Source organism: Micromonospora sp. NBC_00821, from assembly GCF_036347035.1.
GTDB classification, from domain to species: Bacteria; Actinomycetota; Actinomycetes; order Mycobacteriales; family Micromonosporaceae; genus Micromonospora; species Micromonospora hortensis.
Genome location: NZ_CP108880.1, coordinates 5934035 through 5951333 on the forward strand (window position 1 = coordinate 5934035; position 17299 = coordinate 5951333).

Consider the following 17299-nt stretch of genomic DNA (forward strand, 5'->3'; position numbering starts at 1 on the left):
GTGGGTGAGGCCGCGCGGGTGACGGTCAGGCGACAGTGGCGTGCATCTCCCAGACGAGGATCTCGGCCGGTTCGTCGGCGGTCACCCGTCGGCCACCGGTCATGGTGAGCCGGGCCGCGTCGCCGCTGCCGAGCGGACCGCTGCCCTCCAGGGTCACAGTGCCGTCGGGCACGTAGACGTGCACGTAGGGCGCGTCCGGGATGGTGACCTCGTCGCCGGGGGCGAGACGGGCGGCGTGCAGTGTCGTGTACCGGTTGCGGATCCGGATCGCGGACGCGCCGTCGTAGCGGTCCATTCCGGAGGCGATCGGCACCAGGCCCCCGCGGAGCAGCTCGTCCTCGATCTCGAGCTGCTCGTAGCCGGGGTCGACGCCCTGCTCGTCGGGGAGCACCCACATCTGCACGAAGTGCACCGGGTCGGTGTGCGGCTCCTGGTTGTTGAGCCGCCAGGCGTCGTTCTTCTCCGAGTGCAGGATGCCGGTGCCGGCGCTCATCCGCTGGGCCAGGCCCGGGTAGATCACTCCGGAGTGCCCGGTGGAGTCCTGGTGCACCAGGGAACCGCGCAGCACCCAGGTCACGATCTCCATGTCCTGGTGCGGGTGGGTCTCGAAGCCAGCGCCGGGTCGGACCACGTCGTCGTTGTTGACCAGCAGCAGGCCGTGGTGGGTGTTGGCCGGGTCGTAGTGCCGGGAGAACGAGAAGGAGTGCTTGGAGTCCAGCCAGGAGATCCGAGTGGCGAAGCGATCATCGGCACGACGGATGTCGACAGCGGGCGCGGTCACCACGCACGCTGCCCGGCGTCGGGGGTCGACGGCGCCCAGGTCAGGGCCGGCTCACCGGTGGCCAGTTCGGCGATCTCACCGGTGCGCAGCTGAGGTGTGTGGCCAAACTCGGCGCAGTGCTGCTCGGCGATCTCGGCACAGATCTCGGCCACCTGCTCGCACATCGGGTCGCCCAGGTCGGCGGCGTTCAACGCCATGATCATCTTAAAGCGGAGATCGCGCATCTGCCCCCCAACCGCCGTCGTCCCACCACCTCCGGACCCTACCCGCCGCCCTTGCGCAGGACCCCGAAACGAGCGCACTCACCCCAACCCGCCCACCGGCCGCGCGCCCGACCCCGGGTCGCTTCGATCATCGAGTTGTGGTGATGAACATAAGTCACAAATGCCCCCAATCCGGCCATCACCACTCCATGATCGACGGGCGGAGCGGAGCGGGGCGGAGCGCGGATGCGGAGCGGGGCGGGAGGGATGCGGCGGCGCCCCCCGCACGAGGGGTGCGGAGGGCGCCGGGGACAGTTGGGGTGGTCAGAAGAAGCGGCGGCGCTTGGCCTTCTGCGGACGGATCAGGTCCGCACCCTTGGTCAGCAACCGGGTCGCCCCGGAGGGACCACGCCGGGCCTCCAGGGTGTGGCTGAGCCGGCGGGCACCGGCCGCGGCCAGCGGCACCGCGATCGCCATCACCGCCCACTGGGCAATGCGCTTCTGGATCATGTGGGTTCACCTCCGTCAGTGACTTCTGACGTCTCTGATACCCAGAGTGACGTGCGGGTAAGCGCGTCGGCTCAGATAACCGGGGCGACCGGGTTGGGCAGCGCGCCGCCGAAGCGTCGGTCCCGCTGGGCGTACAACTCGCACGCGTACCAGAGGTGGCGACGGTCGAAGTCGGGCCAGAGCGTGTCCAGGAAGACCAACTCGGCGTACGCGGTCTGCCAGAGCAGGAAGTTGGAGATCCGCTCCTCCCCGGAGGGGCGCAGGAACAGGTCCACCTCCGGGATCTCCGGGTGGTAGAGGTACTTCGCCACGGTCTTCTCGGTGACCTTCGCCGGATCCAGCCGGCCGGCCGCCACGTCCCGCGCGATCGCGGCGGCGGCGTCACCGATCTCGGCGTGCCCGCCGTAGTTGACGCAGAACTGGAGGGTCAGCGTCGAGTTGTCGCGGGACATCTCCTCGGCGGTCTGCAACTCGGAGATGACGCTCTTCCACAGCCGACCGGGCCGGCCCGACCACACCACCCGTACGCCCAGGTCGACCAACTGGTCACGGCGGCGACGGATCACGTCCCGGTTGAACCCCATCAGGAACCGGACCTCGTCGGGCGAGCGCCGCCAGTTCTCAGTGGAGAACGCGTACGCCGACAGGTACGGGATGCCCATCTCGATGGCGCCCTCGATGGTGTCGAAGAGGCTGTGCTCCCCCGCCTCGTGCCCCTTGGTGCGGGGCAGCCCGCGGTCCTTGGCCCAGCGGCCGTTGCCGTCCATCACCACCGCCACGTGCTTCGGCACCGCCTCGGTGGGCAGCGCCGGGGGGCGGGCCCCGGACGGGTGTGGCACCGGCGGCGTCGGCTCGCGCCGGCCGGCCTTCTTCGATCGGATCACTCGGTCACTCCCTGTTCGCGCCGTCCGCCCCGGCCTCGACGTCGCCGCGTGGCCGGAGCACCACGGCCCCGGTGCCCTCCGGCTGCGGGGCCGTGCCGGCCGCCGAGGAACCCCGGTCGACCAGCGGCAGCGAGCGTAGCGCGCGCTCCAGGTGCCACTGCAGGTGAGCCGCGACAAGCCCACTGCACTCCCGACGTACGGCGGCGTCGGTGGCGTCGGCGATCACCCAGTCGCCGGAGGTCAACGCGGACATCAGATCGATGGTGGCCGGGGCGGGATGAGCCGCTCCGGGTGGCCGACAATCCGGACAGACCGCGCCGCCGGCCGGCACCGAGAACGCCCGGTGCCGCCCGGGCGTCCCGCAGACCGCACAGGCGACCAGCGCCGGCGCCCAGCCGGCCAGGGACATCCCGCGCAGCAGGTACGCGTCGAGCACCAGGGTGGTGGCGTGCTCACCCCGGGACAGCGCCTTCAGCGCGCCAATGGTGAGCTGGAACAGCCGCAGCGACGGCTCCCGTTCCACCGGGGTCAGCCGCTCGGCGGTCTCGGCGATCGCGCTGGCCGCCGTGTAGCGCGGATAGTCGCCCAGGAACCGCTTCCCGTACAGGTCGATGCCCTCGACCTGGCTCACCGTGTGCAGAGAACTGCCGTGGTTGCCCTTCGGGTCACCGGCGAGCTGGAGGTCGACGTGGCCGAACGGCTCCAGCCGGGCGCCGAACTTGCTGGTGGTGCGGCGGATCCCTCGAGCCACAGCCCGCAGCCGGCCGTGCCGGCGGGTGAGCAGGGTGATGATCCGGTCGGACTCGCCGAGCTTCTGCACACGCAGCACCACCGCGTCGTCGCGGTAGAGCTGTCGGCGATACCCGGCCATCGGACCATTCTCCCTCGGGGTGTGAAATCAGGGTTGGTTCGGGGTGCAAGCGCGGATGAACCCCGATGCGGCCACCTCGTGCTCGGTCGTAGCGTGCTGGTCATGGCACTGCACCTGACCACCACCCCCCGCCGTCGTCGCGTCGCCGCTCCCGTCGCGCTAGGGCTCGCCACCACGCTCATCGTGCTCACCGGGTGCGACAACCTGTCGTTCCGTCGGCTCGACTACGACAACACCGAGGCGGTACGGATCACCACGGTCCGGCTCTCCGGGGGCTCGGGCGACGTGGTGGTCCGCGGCACCGGCCCGGCGTCCGAGGTGCGGATCAAGCGAGTGGTTCGCTACCAGGGCGGCGAACCGGACAACACCCGCTACGAGATCAAGGGCAGCGAGCTGGTGCTGGACACCGACTGTGGCTCACGGTGCAGTGTCTCGTACGAGGTGACGGTGCCGGAGGGTGTGGCGGTGCAGGGCGAGACCAGCTCCGGCAACGTCGAGCTGAGTCGGGTCGGCACCGTGGAGCTGCAGGTGCGCTCGGGCGACGTGCGGATCTCCGGTGCGTCGGGCGCGGTCGGGGTGGAGGCCCGTTCCGGCAACATCGAGGTGAGTGAGGCCGCCGCGGCGGTACGGCTGCGCGCCTCGTCCGGAGACATCAGCGCACGCCGGTTGGGCGGCACTGTCGACGCCGAGGCCAGCTCGGGCAATGTCAACGTCGAGCTGGACAAGCCCGCCTCGGCCCGGGTCCACGCCTCCAGCGGTGACGTCACGCTTGTGGTGCCGCAGGGCAGCTACCGGGTCCGGTCCAGCGCCGACTCCGGCGACAAGACCGTCACCGTCACCGACAACCCGGCGGCGTCCCTGGTGCTCGACGGTTCGGCAAACAGCGGCAACCTCACGATCAGCCAGCGCTGATCTCGACGTTGGCCCCGGCCGTGCGCTGCGCCGGCGCCACAGCTCGTCCGACGGTCGCCCCGGTAGCGTCAGCAGCGTCGGCACCCGGTCGGGCCCTGGAGTCGGCACCCGACCGGGCCGCCGCGTCGGCGGACTCCACCGGACCACCAGGGATCAGCTCCGGACGGCGGCGGGCCGCGACGTCCTCGACCCAGCCGACGGCCAGGGTGACCAGCCCCACCAGGGCGAAGACCAGCAGCACCCGGATGGCCAGGCCCACCGGGTCCTGGTGGGACCAGCCCACCACGTCGACCAGCGGAGTGAGCGCCACCACGAACGGCATGTGCCAGAGGTAGACGGTGAGCGCCCGCCGGTTGAGCACTGTCACCGCCCGGTCGGCCGGTCGGCTCCGGCTCAGCCAGGCCACCCCGGCCGGCGCCCGGCCCAGCACGATCAGGATGAACGCGGCCGACCAGAGGGCGTTGCCCAGGGGGTTGTCGTTCAGGTCGTACCCGCGCGGCCCGGGATGCGCGACGATCCAGGCGCCGCCGCCCACGGCGAGGGCGAGCGCCACCGGGTACAACACCCGGCCGGAGAGTCGGCGCAGCATCCCGGCCTGGTGGGCGAAGCCGAGCAGCCACGCACCGAAGTAGAGCCCGAACTCGCGCAGCACCGGCGGCGCCGGGTAGATCCCCACCTCGATCGTCACCAGCAGGACGTACGGGGCGAGCAGGGTCATCAGCGGGGCACGCCGGAACAGCCAGAGCGCGACCGGCGAGGCGAGCACGAACCAGAGATAGTCACGCAGGTACCAGATGATGCTCAGCGCCAGCGCGCCCCAGTGATTGGCCGGCGGGTCGGTGATCGGGAACAGCCACAGCAGCACCCGAGGGGTCACCGACAACCCGCTGAACAGCATGGCCGGCACGAAGACCACAGCGAGCACCCACAGCGACGGCAGCAGTCGACGCAGCCGACGCCCGACCGCCGCCGGCCCGACCCGGGTCAGCGACGCGGCCATCAGCGAGCCTGCCAGCGCGAACATCACCGACATGGCGGGGAAGACGAGGGTGAGGGTCGCCCATCCGGTGACGTGGTAGACCACCACTCGAACGATGGCCAGGGCACGGAGGAGGTCGAGGTACCTGTTGCGCATCAGCCTGCATCTCGGTCGGGGACGCGGGGTAGAACTTTCCTACCCTGCGTGGCGCCCGCACCAAACGACAGCCATCTCAACCGAGCGTGAACATCCCCGGCGGCCCGACCGAGGGCGATAGTGCCGCCGGTCGGGCACGGTCGACGAGGTGGGTCAGAAGCCCAGCTTGCGCAGTTGCCTCGGGTCGCGCTGCCAATCCTTCGCGACCCGCACGTGCAGGTCGAGGTAGACCCGACCGCCGAGCAGCTCCTCGATCTGCTTGCGGGCGTTGGTGCCGACCTCCTTGAGCCGACTCGCCTTGTGCCCGAGCACGATGGCCTTCTGGCTGGGCCGCTCCACGTACAGGTCGGCGTAGATCTTCATGACCTGACCCTCGGGGATCATCTCCTCCACCACCACGGCGATGGAGTGCGGCAGCTCGTCGCGGACCCCCTCCAGGGCGGCCTCCCGGATCAGCTCGGCGACCAGCACCTGTTCCGGGTCGTCGGTGAGCATGTCGTCCGGGTAGAGCTGCGGCGACGGTGGCAGGTACTTGGTCATCACGTCGACGAGGGTGTCCACCTGGTGCCCGGACACCGCGCTCACCGGCACGATCTCGGCGAACTCCCCCATCTTGCTGACCGCCAGCAGCTGCTCGGCCAGGCGGCGCTTGTCCACCAGATCGGTCTTGGTGACCACCGCCAGCACTGTCGCCTTCAACTCGGCCAACTCGCCGGTGATGAACCGGTCACCGCGCCCGACCGGCTCGTCGGCGGGGATGCACAGGCCGATCACGTCGACCTCGGTCCAGGTGGACCGGACCAGGTCGTTGAGACGCTCGCCGAGCAGCGTACGGGGGCGGTGCAGGCCCGGCGTGTCGACGAGGACCAGCTGCGACTCCGGTCGGTGCAGCACCGCGCGGATGACGTGCCGGGTGGTCTGCGGCTTGTTCGAGGTGATGGCGATCTTGGTGCCGACGATGGCGTTCGTCAGCGTCGACTTGCCGGCGTTGGGGCGACCGACGAAGCAGCCGAACCCGGCCCGGTACGGACGCGCCTCCGGGTCCTGCACCGGGCTCACTGCGTCACCGTGCCGAGGACAGTGCCGTCCGGAGCGGCCACGTGGACCGGTGCGTCCGCCGCGAGGTCGCGTACCGCAGCGTGCCCGGCACCATCCAGCGTCGACGCCTCGGTGACCACCACCGCCGCCTCCAACCGAGTCGCCCCGGCCGCCACGGCCGAAGCGACCGCCAGCTGCAACGCGGTGAGCGTCAACGACGGCAGCGCGACACTGGCCGCCGCGTACGTCCGGCCGTCCTGGTCGCGAACCGCGGCGCCCTCCACGGCACCGACCCGCGCGCGGGCTCCCCGGGCCAGGACGACGAGCTTGCCGTCCTCGGCGCTCAGGGCGCCCGACGCGGTGGGGGTGGGCCGGGCGGCAGGCGCGGCGGGTGTGTCAGGCATCGGCGGGTTGCCTCTCGTCGTCTCGATAGTTGTCAGTGTCGTCCCCCGGGCCGGCGTGCGCGCCGCGCCCCGCGGTGTCCTGCTCGTCGCCCGGCTCCACCCGACTGACCAGGACGGTGTCGATCCGGTTGCGCCGGCCGGTGGTGCCCTCGGCGACCAGACGGAGACCGGCGACCTCGGCCTCGGCACCCGGGATCGGCACCCGCCCCAGCGACTGGGCGAGCAGACCGCCGACCGTCTCCACCTCGTCGGTGGGCAGGTCGGTCTCGAACATCTCGCCGAGATTCTCCACCGGCAGGCGAGCAGTCACCCGCACCGAGGAGTCCGCCAGACGTTCGACGGGCGGGCGCTCGACATCGTACTCGTCGGTGATCTCACCGACGATCTCCTCGAGGATGTCCTCGATGGTGACCAGACCGCCGGTGCCGCCGTACTCGTCGACCACGATGACCAGGTGGTTGCGGGCCGCCTGCATCTCGGACAGCAGGTCGTCGACCGGTTTCGACTCCGGTACGAAGGTCGCCGGGCGCATCAGCTCGGCCACCGGCAGTTGCTCGGCCTCCGGGTCCCCGCCACGGGAGCGCCGGATCAGGTCCTTGAGGTAGAGCACCCCCAGCACGTCGTCCACGCTCTCGCCGATCACCGGGATGCGGGAGAAACCGGAGCGCAGGAAGAGCGCCAGCGCCTGCGCGAGCGTCTTGCCCTCCTCGATCCACACCATCTCGGTACGCGGCACCATCACCTCACGGGCGATGGTGTCGCCGAGCGCGAAGACGGAGTGGATCATCTGGCGTTCGCCGTGCTCGACCACGCCGCGCTGCTCGGCCAGGTCGACCAGCTCCCGCAGCTCCACCTGGGTGGCGAACGGGCCTTCCCGGAAGCCGCGCCCCGGGGTGACCGCGTTGCCGATCAGGATCAGCAGCGACGCGAGCGGGTTGAGCGCCCGGCCCAACCAGCGGACCAGGGGCGCCACCGCACGACCCACGGCGTAGGCGTGCTGCCGGCCGATGGTGCGCGGGGCGACGCCCACGACCACGAAGCTGACCACCGTCATCGCGCCGGCGGTCACCAGCGCGGCCCGCCAGCCGGCGCCGAAGCTGTCCACCGCCACGAGCGCCACCAGCGTGGTGGCGGTCAGCTCGGCAAGCAGCCGCAACAGCAGGAGCAGGTTGAGGTGCCGGACGACGTCGCCGGCCACGACCTGGAGGGTACGGGCGCCGCGCACGCCGTCGCGGGCCAGCTCGGCGGCTCGGGCCGGTGACACAGCGGCGAGGGCCGCCTCGGTCATCGCGATCAGGCCGGCCAGCACCACCAGACCGGCCGCGAAGACGATCAGCTGAAAGTCGGGAAGGCCGGCGGTGGCGCCGGCCGCGAGTAACGGAGGAGTGGACATCACTGGGTGCGGGTCGACCGCCAGCTCGCCAGCAGCCGAGCCTGGAGTGCGAACATCTCCCGCTCCTCCTCCGGCTCGGCGTGGTCGTAGCCGAGCAGGTGCAGCACACCGTGCACGGTGAGCAGGTGCAGCTCGTCGGCCGGCGCGTGCCCGGCGGTCGCGGCCTGCTTGGCCGCCACCTCCGGGCAGAGCACGATGTCGCCGAGCAGTGCGGGCTCGCCGCCGGCCGGCGCCGACTCACCCGGGCCGTGGTCGACGCTGCCCTCGTCCATGGGGAAGGCGAGCACGTCGGTCGGGCCGTCGCCACCCATCCAGCGGTGGTTCAGCTCGGTCATGTAGTCGATGTCGACCAGCAGCACTGACAGCTCGGCGAGGGGGTTGACCCCCATCTCGTCGAGGGCGTGCCGGGCGACGGCGAGCACGGCGTCGGTGTCGACGTCGACACCGGACTCGTTGGCGATCTCGATGGACAACTGCTTTCCTCTGCTTTAGCGGCGGCGGGCGGCCCGGCCGCCCTGGGCGGGTCGCCCAGGCACGGCGTGAACGCCCTGCGCCTGCTGGTTCTCCCGCTCGGCGTCCCAGCGGGCGTACGCGTCGACGATCTCCCCGACCAGCTGGTGGCGGACCACGTCAGAGCTGGACAACTGGGAGAAGTGCACGTCCTCGACGTTTTCCAGGATCTCCCGAACCACCCGCAGGCCGCTGCTCGTCCCGCCGGGAAGGTCCACCTGGGTGATGTCACCGGTCACGACGATCTTGGAGTTGAAGCCGAGTCGGGTGAGGAACATCTTCATCTGCTCGGGCGTGGTGTTCTGCGCCTCGTCCAGGATGATGAACGCGTCGTTGAGCGTCCGACCCCGCATGTAGGCGAGGGGGGCGACCTCGATCGTGCCGGCGGCCATCAGCTTCGGGATGGTCTCCGGGTCGAGCATGTCGTGCAGCGCGTCGTAGAGCGGGCGCAGGTACGGGTCGATCTTCTCGTTGAGCGTGCCGGGCAGGAAGCCCAGTCGCTCGCCCGCCTCGACCGCCGGCCGGGTGAGGATGATCCGGTTGACCTGCTTGGCCTGCAACGCCTGGACGGCCTTCGCCATCGCCAGGTAGGTCTTTCCGGTGCCGGCCGGGCCGATGCCGAAGACGATGGTGTGGGTGTCGATCGCGTCGACGTACTTCTTCTGCCCGAGCGTCTTGGGGCGGATGGTGCGCCCGCGCCGGGAGAGGATGTTGAGTGTCAGGACCTCGGCGGGCCGCTCGGCGCTGCCCTGCTCGAGCATGCCGACGGTACGCCGGACGGCGTCACTGGTCAGGGTCTCGCCTTTCTCGATGAGTTCGAGGAGCTCGCTGAAGACCCGCTCGGCGAGGGCGTTGTCCGCGGGGTCACCGGTGATGGTGATCTCGTTGCCGCGGACGTGCACGTCACTGGTGACCGAGCGTTCGACGAGTCTGAGGATCTCGTCGCCTGCGCCGAGCAGATTGACCATGATCTTCGGGTCGGGCACGGTGATCCTGGTCTGCACCCGGGGCGGGCCGGGAGGTGGGGTGCCGGTCATAGGTTGGGCCGAAGGGCCCTGCGCCACCTGCTCTCGATCTCGGCGCCGGCCTCCTGGCCTGGCGTGCGGACGTTACACCCATCGTATCGGTTCAACGCGGGCCGCATCGCGCCCATTTCCGCTGGCCGCGATCAACTCCCGGCCCGGAAGTCGTACCTGTCGAAGGTCTCCTGGTGGCGGGTGAACCGGTACGTCGCCCAGTGCATCCGGACCACAGCGCCGGCCTCGTCCCGGGTCAGCCGCAGCAGCTCCCCGACCTCCCGGCCGGAGACCACCCGGAACACGTCCGGCTGGTCCGGCAGCGGGGTGAAGATCGCCGGCGGACGTCCGGCCGGGTCACCGACCCCGCGCGCCCGCAGGGTGCCGTCGTGCCACGAGAAGACATACTCGGAGCCCTCTCCCCACCAGCGGCCGAGAGCACCCCGCAGGGCCGCCGGTGCGGGTGCGCCGGGCCGCCAGGGCTCGATCTCGGCCGGGTCGTGCTCGACCGCCACGGCGAGCAGCCGGTGCGACAGATCGAACAATTCGCTCGCCGTGCCGGACGAGCCGAGCACCGCGGCGCCCATCGCCCCGGGTGTGCCGTCACCGCCGCGACGGCCGTACGCCCCGGCGAGGAACCCGGGCATCGCCCCGTCGTGCCCCACGTGCATCACCCGCTCCCCCTGCGGGATCAGGATCAGCCCGAGCCCGAAGCCCGCGCCCCAGAGCGTCTCGTCGGTGGTGGTCAGCGGCCAGCGCATCTCGTCCAGGGTGGCCGGGGCGAGGACCGCGCCGGTCGGGTCCAGCGCCGCCGGGTCGGCCAGGAACGCCGCCCAGCGGGCCATGTCGGTGGCGGTGCTCCAGAGCTGGGCGGCCGGGCCGACCGCGCCGAAGTCGGTCGGCGGTTCCGGGTGCGCCTCGTCGGAGTACGCGTCGACCAGGAACCCGGTGGCCGCCGTCGGCCGTGGGGTCACAGTGGTGTCGGTCAGCCCCAGTGGCGTCAGGATCCGCTCGGTGAGCGCCTGCGCCCAGCTGCCACCCCGGAGCCGGGCGACGAGTTGACCGAGCACGGCCACGCCCAGGTTCGAGTAGTGGAACCGCCGGCCGGTCGGCAGCACCCGCTCGGCCCGGTCCAGCTCGGCGACAAGTTGGCGGTCGTCCGGTGCGCGCAGGCTGTCCCACACATCGCCGAACGGCTCGCGTTGCAGGCCACCGGTGTGCGACAGCAACCGGCGCACTGTCAGCTCGCCGTGCGCCGGAAGGTCCAGGTGCCGGCCCACCGGGTCGTCCAGGTCCAGCAGCCCGTCGTCGCGGCACTGCAGGACCAGCACCGCTGTGAACGTCTTGGTGATCGAGCCGATCCGGAACTGGGTGCCCGCGTCCAGAGGGCCGGCGGTGCCGGTCTCGCCGACAGTGCAGCTCCAGAGCGGTCGGTCGGCCCGGTGCAGTGCCGCGGACACCGCCGGCACCCGGGCGTCGGCCTGCACCCGCCGGACCAACCGGTCCAGGTGCTCGTTCACCCCGGAGCCGGGCGCCGCACCTGGGGTCACGCGAGGTCCCGGGCGAGCATCGGGCCGAGCGGCGCACCGCCGAGCAGGTGCGCGTGCACGTGGAAGACCTCCTGCCCGCCGTACGCGCCGGTGTTGAACATCAGCCGGAAACCGTCGCCGAGCAGCCCCTCGTCCTCGGCCACGGCGGCGGACGTCGCCAGCACGTCGGCCGCCAGCGCCGGGTCGCCCTGGGCGAGCGTGGCGACGTCGGCGTAGTGCTCCTTCGGAATGACCAGGACGTGCACCGGCGCCTTCGGGTCGATGTCGCGGAAGGCGAGCGTGGTCTCGGTCTCCCGGACCACTGTGGCCGGGATCTCCCCGGCGACGATGCGGCAGAACAGGCAGTCGGATCCCATCGGGGCAGTGTAAGGACCAACGGGCCGGGGCGCTCCGGCGCAGCATGCGCCGCCGGCCCGTTCGAAGAGGAAGACACGGCTGAGGCAGGATGGCCGGCATGACGGATCGGGCGGTACTCGTGACCGGGGCCTCGCGCGGGATCGGCCGCGCCGTGGCGACGGCGTTCGCAGCCGGCGGCGACCGGGTGGCCATCCACCACCGCGACTCCGCCGACGCGGCCGAGGAACTGCGCGCGCAACTGCCGGGCACCGGGCACGTCGTGGTCCGCGCCGACCTCACCGATCCGGGCGCGGTCCGGGTCATGGTGGACCGCGCCGCCGAACTGCTCGGCGGGCTCGACGTGCTCGTCAACAACGCCGGGACGTACGGCGACCGCGACGACCCGCACCCGATCTTCGGCGCCTCGTACGAGGAGTGGCAGCAGCGCTGGCGGCAGGTCATGGAGACCAACCTGACCGGCGCCGGCAACGTCACCTGGTGCGCCGCCCAGCACATGCGCGAACGCGGCGGGAGGATCGTCAACGTCTCGTCCCGTGGCGCGTTCCGCGGCGAACCGGAGCAGCCGGCGTACGGCGCCAGCAAGGCGGGGCTGAACGCGCTGGGCCAGTCGCTCGCCGTGGCGCTCGCGCCGTACGGCATCACTGTCGCCACCGTCGCGCCGGGCTTCGTGGCGACCGACATGACCACCGAGCACCTGCGCGGCGAGCGGGGCGCGGCCATCCGGGCGCAGAGCCCGTTCGACCGGGTCGGCCAACCGGAGGAGATCGCCGCCGCCGTGCACTGGCTGGCCTCGCCGCAGTCCGAGTGGGCCTCCGGCACCATCGTCGACCTCAACGGCGCCTCCTACCTGCGCAGCTGAGGTCGACGCATTCGGCAGATCACCCGACCGGGGAGGTGGTTCGCGGTTCGCGGGAGGGTAAGTCCCACCGACATGGCCGACTCCGCGTTGCTGGACCTCACCGCCGACTACCGGGTGGCCGACGGCCACGACGACGACCCTGTCCTGCTCCGCCCCGACGGCACCCCCGTCGAGACCTGGCGCGAGGACTACCCGTACGACGAGCGACTGGACCGCGAGGAGTACGACCACGACAAGCGGCTGCTCCAGATCGAGCTGCTGAAACTCCAGGACTGGATCAAGGAGTCCGGCGAGCGTTTGGTGATCCTCTTCGAGGGCCGGGACGCGGCCGGCAAGGGCGGCACCATCAAACGCTTCATGGAGCATCTCAACCCGCGTGGCGCGTCGGTGGTGGCGCTCGCCAAGCCGGACGAGCGGGAAGCCGCCCAGTGGTACTTCCAGCGGTGGCTGGCGCACCTGCCGGCGGCCGGTGAGATCGTGCTGTTCGACCGTTCCTGGTACAACCGGGCCGGTGTGGAGCGGGTGATGGGCTTCTGTAGCCGCAAGGAGTACCTGGAGTTCCTGCGGCAGGCCCCGGAGCTGGAACGAATGCTGGTGCGCTCGGGCATCCGGCTGGTCAAGTTCTGGTTCTCCGTCTCCCAGAACGAGCAGCGCACCCGGTTCGCGATCCGCCAGGTCGACCCGGTCCGGCAGTGGAAGCTGTCCCCGATGGACATCGCCTCACTCGACCGGTGGGACGAGTACACCGAGGCCAAGGAGGCGATGTTCTTCTGGACCGACACGGCCGACGCGCCGTGGACGGTGGTGAAGAGCAACGACAAGAAGCGGGCCCGGCTCGAGGCGATGCGGCACGTGCTGCACCGTTTCGACTACACCGGCAAGGACCCCGAGGTGGTCGGCGCACCGGACCCGCAGATCATCGGGCCGGCCGGGCTGGACCTGGGGCCCGAGGAAGAGGTGGTGCCGGTCTTTCCCCGGCCCTGAACGAGCCCGAGGCCCGCTGTCACCAGCGGCCGAGGCGGGTGGCGAGCACGCTGAGGGCCGCCACGCCGGCGGTGGAGGTACGCAGCACGGCCGGCCCGAGACGTACGGGTCGCCCGCCGGCCTCGGCGAAGGCGGTCAGCTCGGCCGGGGCGATGCCACCCTCCGGGCCGATCACCAGCACGATCTCGCCGGTGGAGGGCAGCTCGGCGGTGGTGAGCCGGTCCTCGGCCTCCTCGTGCAGCACGAACCCGGCGGCGGCGCCGGCGATCCGACGGGCAACAGTGGCGGTGGACTCGTCCGGCGCACCGGCCACCACCGGCAGCCACGGCCGGCGGGCCTGCTTGGCCGCCTCCCGGGCGGTGGCCACCCACTTCTCCCGGGCGCGTACGCCCCGGTCACCGCGCCACTGGGTCACCGAACGCGAGGCCGCCCAGGGCACGATCTCGTCCACCCCGACCTCGGTCATCGCCTGCACGGCCAGCTCGCCCCGGTCGCCCTTGGCGATGCCCTGCACTGTCACCAGACGAGGTACGGGCGCGTCCGCGTACCCCCGGGAGGTGATGCTGACCTCCAGGCTGCCCCGGCCGACGGCCGTGACCACGGCGGCGGCCGTGCCACCCCGACCGTCGGCGAGCAGCAGCTCCTCGCCGACGCGCAGTCGCTGCACTGTGGCGGCGTGGTGCCCCTCCGGGCCGTCCAGTGTCAGCGCGTCACCGGTGGGCAGCGCCTCCACCAGGAACAGCGGCGCGGACACCTCAGGCGTGCCCGTTGAACGCGTCGCGCATCCGGGAGAAGAAGCCGCCCTGCTTGGACAGCTCGGCGACCTCCTCACCACGGGTCTTGGCGAAGTCGCGCAGCATCTTCTCCTGGTCCGGGTCGAGCTTGGTCGGCGTCCGCACGTCCAGGTGCACGTAGAGGTCGCCTCGGCCGGTGCCGCGCAGGTGCGGCACGCCCCGGGCGCGCAGTCGCAGCGTGCTGGCCGGCTGGGTGCCGGCCTTGACGTCGACGGTCTCCTCGCTGTCCAGCGTCTTGATGGTCAGCCGGGTGCCCAGGGCCGCCGCCGTCATCGGCACCGTGACCCGGCAGTGCAGGTCGTCGCCCTTGCGGGAGTACACGTCGTGCGGGCGCTCGTGGATCTCCACGTAGAGATCGCCGGCGGTGCCGCCGCCGGGGCCCACCTCGCCCTGCTGGGCCAGCCGGATCCGCATGCCGTCCTCGACGCCGGCCGGGATCTTGACGGTCAGCGAGCGGCGGGTCCGCACCCGGCCGTCGCCGGCGCAGGTGGGGCAGGGGTGCGGGATGGTGGTGCCGTAGCCCTGGCACACGGTGCACGGCCGGGCGGAGACCACCTGGCCGAGGAAGGTGCGCTGCACCGACTGCACCTCGCCCCGACCGCCGCACGCCTCGCAGGTCGCCAGGTGCGTGCCGGCGGCAGTGCCGGCGCCGGAGCAGGTGGTGCAGAGCACAGCGGTGTCGACGGTGATCGGCGCCTCGACGCCGAAGGCCGTCTCGTGCAGGTCGAGTTCGAGCCGCAGGATCGCGTCGGCGCCCGGGCGGGTACGCGGCCGTGGGCCACGCGCGCCACCTCCGGCACCGCCGAAGAACGCGTCCATGATGTCCTGGAAACCGACGAACGGGCCGGCGCCTCCGGGCCCACCCGGGCCACCGGCGCCGCCACCACCAGGGGCGAGCGGGTCGCCACCCAGGTCGACGATCTGCCGCTTCCGGTCGTCCGAGAGGACCTCGTACGCGGCGTTGATGTCCTTGAACTTCTCCTGAGCCTCCGGGTCCGGATTGACGTCCGGGTGGAACTGGCGCGCCAACTTGCGGTAGGCGCGCTTGATCTCGTCATCGGAGGCTTCCCGGCTCACACCGAGAATGCCGTAGTAGTCCCTGGCCACTGCGTTCCGTGTCCTCATGTTCGTCTCGCGTTGCGCCGGTCGGCGGCCGCAGCCGGCCGCATCGGCCCTGACCAATCAGTTCTGGGCCAGCAACTCGCCCACGTAGCGTGCCACGGCGCGCACCGTGGCGATGTTGCCGGGGTAGTCCATCCGGGTGGGCCCCAGCACCCCCAGGCCGCCCACGATCGTGGTGCCCGGGCCGTACCCGGTGCTGACCACCGAGGCGGCGCGCAGGTTGTCGAACTCGTTCTCGTCGCCGATCAGCACCCGGGTCGTGCTCGGCTCGGTCTCACCGATGAGCTTGAGCAGCACGACCTCCTCCTCCAGAGCTTCGAGGATCGGCCGCAGGGAGCCCTGGAAGTCGAGCAGGCCACCCCGGGTGAGGTTCGCGGTGCCGGCGAGCGCGATCCGCTCCTCGTGCCGCTCGACGAGCGTCTCCAGCAGGACTGTGGCGAGCGTGGTCATTGTCGGACGCAGGCCGGTCGGCGCTTCCTCGACCAGCGCCTGCACCAGCGGCGGTGTCTCGGACAGCCGGGCGTTGGCGAGCTTCTCGTTGATCAGTCGGCGCAGGTCGGTGACGTCGTCGGCGGGCACCGGCCCGGGCAGCTCGACGAGGCGCTGCTCCACCCGCCCGGTGTCGGCGATCATGACGAGCATCAGCCGGGTGGTGGAGATCGGCACCAGCTCCAGGTGACGCACCGAGGAGCGGGCCAGGCTCGGGTACTGCACGACGGCGACCTGCCGGGTCAGCTGGGCGAGCAACCGCACCGTGCGGTGCACCACGTCGTCGAGGTCGACAGCGCCGACCAGGAAGCGCTCGATGGCCCGGCGCTCGGCCGGGCTGAGCGGCTTGACCCGGGACAACCGGTCGACGAAGAGGCGGTAGCCACGGTCGGTGGGCACCCGGCCGGCGCTGGTGTGCGGCTGCCGGATGTAGCCCTCCTCCTCCAGCACGGCCATGTCGTTGCGGACCGTGGCCGGGGAGACCCCGAGCTGGTGCCGCTCGACCAGCGCCTTGCTGCCGACCGGCTCCTGGGTGGAGACGTAGTCTTCGACGATGGCGCGGAGCACTGCGAGTTTCCGGTCGTCGAGACCCATCCTCCGCACCTCCTGTCGCACGTCGGCCGCCGGCGCTCTGGGCCGGCCGGGCCGTCCTGGCACTCGACTGTAACGAGTGCCAGTCTACGTCGGCAGGCCCGCCGACGCGATGATCAACGGCCACCCTTCGGTGCGGCCCACACCACCCTGTCAGGCCGATCGGCCCACACTGCCAGGCGGTGTCGCTCTGGTGCGGCGTTGCCACTGGCACCTACCGTGACATCCATGACTGAACCTCCTCGCCCTCCCGGGTCGGGCGACCCCGGCAACTACCCGCCGGAGCCCACCTCCCCAGGCCCGTTCCCGTCGGCCGAGCCGCCCACCGCACCACTGTCCGGGGCACCCGGCCCGGCCGGCTATCCCCCGCCCGGTGGCTATCCGCCGCCCACCGGTGACCAACCGCCGTCAGGCGGCTACCCTCCGGCAGGCGGCTACCCCCCGGCGGGGGGCTATCCCCCGCCCGGCGGCTACCCGGCCGGTGGGGCCTACGGCGGCCCCGGCGGCGGCTACGCCACCAACGAGGACAAGACCTGGGCGCTGGTCGCGCACTTCGGCGGCGCGCTCGGCGCGCTGGTCAGCTTTGGTCCGCTCGGCTTCGTCGCCCCGCTGATCGCCTACCTGGCCCGCGGCCAGCAGTCGCCGACCGTTCGGGCGCACGCCCTCGCCGCCCTGAACTTCCAGATCCTCTGGTCGATCATCGCGTTCGTGCTGCTCTTCGTGAGCTGGTGCCTGCTCTTCCTGCCCAGCATCGCCGTCGTGGTGATCCAGATCCTGTTCGGGATCATCGCCGGCATCAAGGCCAACGAGGGCACCCCGTACCGCTACCCGATGACCGCCAACTTCATCAAGTGAACCAGGCCGGCCGCTCCCCCGGCCGGCCCGGTTCACCGCTG

General features: G+C 71.6%; 20 protein-coding genes. 4 read left to right on the forward strand and 16 right to left on the reverse strand.

What is annotated here, in order from left to right; translation table 11 throughout:
• Window positions 1-25 precede the first annotated feature (25 nt).
• The 5 genes from OHB44_RS27000 to recO all read right to left on the reverse strand — a co-directional run bounded on the left by OHB44_RS27000 (window position 26) and on the right by recO (window position 3249).
• Window positions 26-784 carry a pirin family protein gene (locus tag OHB44_RS27000; protein WP_330438596.1) on the reverse strand — a complete coding sequence of 253 codons (759 nt, stop codon included), beginning with the start codon at window positions 782-784 and terminating at the stop codon, window positions 26-28.
• Complete coding sequence (locus OHB44_RS27005) at window positions 778-978, reverse strand: thioredoxin reductase (protein ID WP_238670381.1); 201 nt, start codon at window positions 976-978, stop codon at window positions 778-780. Before OHB44_RS27005 ends, OHB44_RS27000 begins: the two co-directional genes overlap by 7 nt.
• Before the next feature lie 330 nt (window positions 979-1308).
• On the reverse strand, window positions 1309-1494 hold the full coding sequence (locus tag OHB44_RS27010; protein WP_030336441.1) for a hypothetical protein: 186 nt from the start codon (window positions 1492-1494) through the stop codon (window positions 1309-1311).
• Window positions 1495-1565: 71 nt separating this feature from the next.
• Window positions 1566-2378 (reverse strand): isoprenyl transferase, encoded by an 813-nt coding sequence (locus tag OHB44_RS27015; protein WP_266304673.1) that lies wholly within the window; start codon window positions 2376-2378, stop codon window positions 1566-1568.
• A 4-nt stretch (window positions 2379-2382) separates the two neighbouring features.
• Window positions 2383-3249, reverse strand: coding sequence for a DNA repair protein RecO (gene recO, locus OHB44_RS27020; RefSeq protein ID WP_266304672.1), 867 nt, complete (start codon window positions 3247-3249; stop codon window positions 2383-2385).
• Window positions 3250-3351: 102 nt separating this feature from the next.
• Between recO and OHB44_RS27025 the strand changes: the two genes are divergently transcribed.
• On the forward strand, window positions 3352-4161 hold the full coding sequence (locus OHB44_RS27025) for a DUF4097 family beta strand repeat-containing protein (RefSeq protein WP_266304671.1): 810 nt from the start codon (window positions 3352-3354) through the stop codon (window positions 4159-4161).
• On the opposite strand, the gene OHB44_RS27030 is transcribed toward OHB44_RS27025, so the two are convergent.
• From OHB44_RS27030 to OHB44_RS27065, 8 genes are all read right to left on the reverse strand, one after another.
• Window positions 4148-5296: an acyltransferase family protein gene (locus OHB44_RS27030; RefSeq protein WP_266304670.1), complete on the reverse strand. Its 1149-nt coding sequence runs from the start codon at window positions 5294-5296 to the stop codon at window positions 4148-4150. The two genes, OHB44_RS27025 and OHB44_RS27030, sit on opposite strands and share 14 nt — an antisense overlap.
• A 153-nt stretch (window positions 5297-5449) precedes the next feature.
• The gene (gene era, locus OHB44_RS27035; RefSeq protein ID WP_091409997.1) at window positions 5450-6346 is read right to left on the reverse strand and encodes a GTPase Era; all 897 of its coding nucleotides are present in this window, start codon (window positions 6344-6346) and stop codon (window positions 5450-5452) included.
• 5 nt (window positions 6347-6351) lie between these two features.
• Window positions 6352-6738 carry a cytidine deaminase gene (locus OHB44_RS27040; protein ID WP_266304669.1) on the reverse strand — a complete coding sequence of 129 codons (387 nt, stop codon included), beginning with the start codon at window positions 6736-6738 and terminating at the stop codon, window positions 6352-6354.
• The gene (locus OHB44_RS27045; protein WP_266305287.1) at window positions 6731-8155 is read right to left on the reverse strand and encodes a hemolysin family protein; all 1425 of its coding nucleotides are present in this window, start codon (window positions 8153-8155) and stop codon (window positions 6731-6733) included. Before OHB44_RS27045 ends, OHB44_RS27040 begins: the two co-directional genes overlap by 8 nt.
• Window positions 8131-8604, reverse strand: coding sequence for an rRNA maturation RNase YbeY (ybeY, locus tag OHB44_RS27050; protein ID WP_030491788.1), 474 nt, complete (start codon window positions 8602-8604; stop codon window positions 8131-8133). Before ybeY ends, OHB44_RS27045 begins: the two co-directional genes overlap by 25 nt.
• 15 nt (window positions 8605-8619) lie before the next feature.
• A complete protein-coding gene (locus OHB44_RS27055; RefSeq protein WP_266304668.1) occupies window positions 8620-9678 on the reverse strand; it encodes a PhoH family protein in 1059 nt (352 codons plus the stop codon).
• 131 nt (window positions 9679-9809) lie between these two features.
• Window positions 9810-11207 (reverse strand): serine hydrolase domain-containing protein, encoded by a 1398-nt coding sequence (locus OHB44_RS27060; RefSeq protein WP_330438601.1) that lies wholly within the window; start codon window positions 11205-11207, stop codon window positions 9810-9812.
• Window positions 11204-11563 (reverse strand): histidine triad nucleotide-binding protein, encoded by a 360-nt coding sequence (locus OHB44_RS27065; protein WP_266304666.1) that lies wholly within the window; start codon window positions 11561-11563, stop codon window positions 11204-11206. Before OHB44_RS27065 ends, OHB44_RS27060 begins: the two co-directional genes overlap by 4 nt.
• 98 nt (window positions 11564-11661) lie before the next feature.
• Here OHB44_RS27065 and OHB44_RS27070 point away from each other — a divergent pair, with 98 nt between their 5' ends.
• Window positions 11662-12423: an SDR family NAD(P)-dependent oxidoreductase gene (locus tag OHB44_RS27070; RefSeq protein ID WP_330438602.1), complete on the forward strand. Its 762-nt coding sequence runs from the start codon at window positions 11662-11664 to the stop codon at window positions 12421-12423.
• Between the two features lie 72 nt (window positions 12424-12495).
• Window positions 12496-13407 (forward strand): polyphosphate kinase 2, encoded by a 912-nt coding sequence (gene ppk2 / locus OHB44_RS27075; RefSeq protein WP_330438603.1) that lies wholly within the window; start codon window positions 12496-12498, stop codon window positions 13405-13407.
• A gap of 19 nt (window positions 13408-13426) precedes the next feature.
• Here the strand turns inward: ppk2 and OHB44_RS27080 are convergent, their stop codons facing one another.
• The 3 genes from OHB44_RS27080 to hrcA form a co-directional block, all read right to left on the reverse strand.
• Window positions 13427-14161: a 16S rRNA (uracil(1498)-N(3))-methyltransferase gene (locus tag OHB44_RS27080; protein ID WP_330438604.1), complete on the reverse strand. Its 735-nt coding sequence runs from the start codon at window positions 14159-14161 to the stop codon at window positions 13427-13429.
• 1 nt (window position 14162) lies between these two features.
• Window positions 14163-15308: a molecular chaperone DnaJ gene (dnaJ, locus tag OHB44_RS27085; protein WP_181518639.1), complete on the reverse strand. Its 1146-nt coding sequence runs from the start codon at window positions 15306-15308 to the stop codon at window positions 14163-14165.
• Between the two features lie 75 nt (window positions 15309-15383).
• Window positions 15384-16406, reverse strand: coding sequence for a heat-inducible transcriptional repressor HrcA (hrcA, locus tag OHB44_RS27090; RefSeq protein ID WP_091409786.1), 1023 nt, complete (start codon window positions 16404-16406; stop codon window positions 15384-15386).
• A gap of 225 nt (window positions 16407-16631) precedes the next feature.
• On the opposite strand from hrcA, the gene OHB44_RS27095 reads away from it, so the two are divergent.
• Window positions 16632-17258 (forward strand): DUF4870 domain-containing protein, encoded by a 627-nt coding sequence (locus OHB44_RS27095; protein WP_266304662.1) that lies wholly within the window; start codon window positions 16632-16634, stop codon window positions 17256-17258.
• Window positions 17259-17299 lie beyond the last annotated feature (41 nt).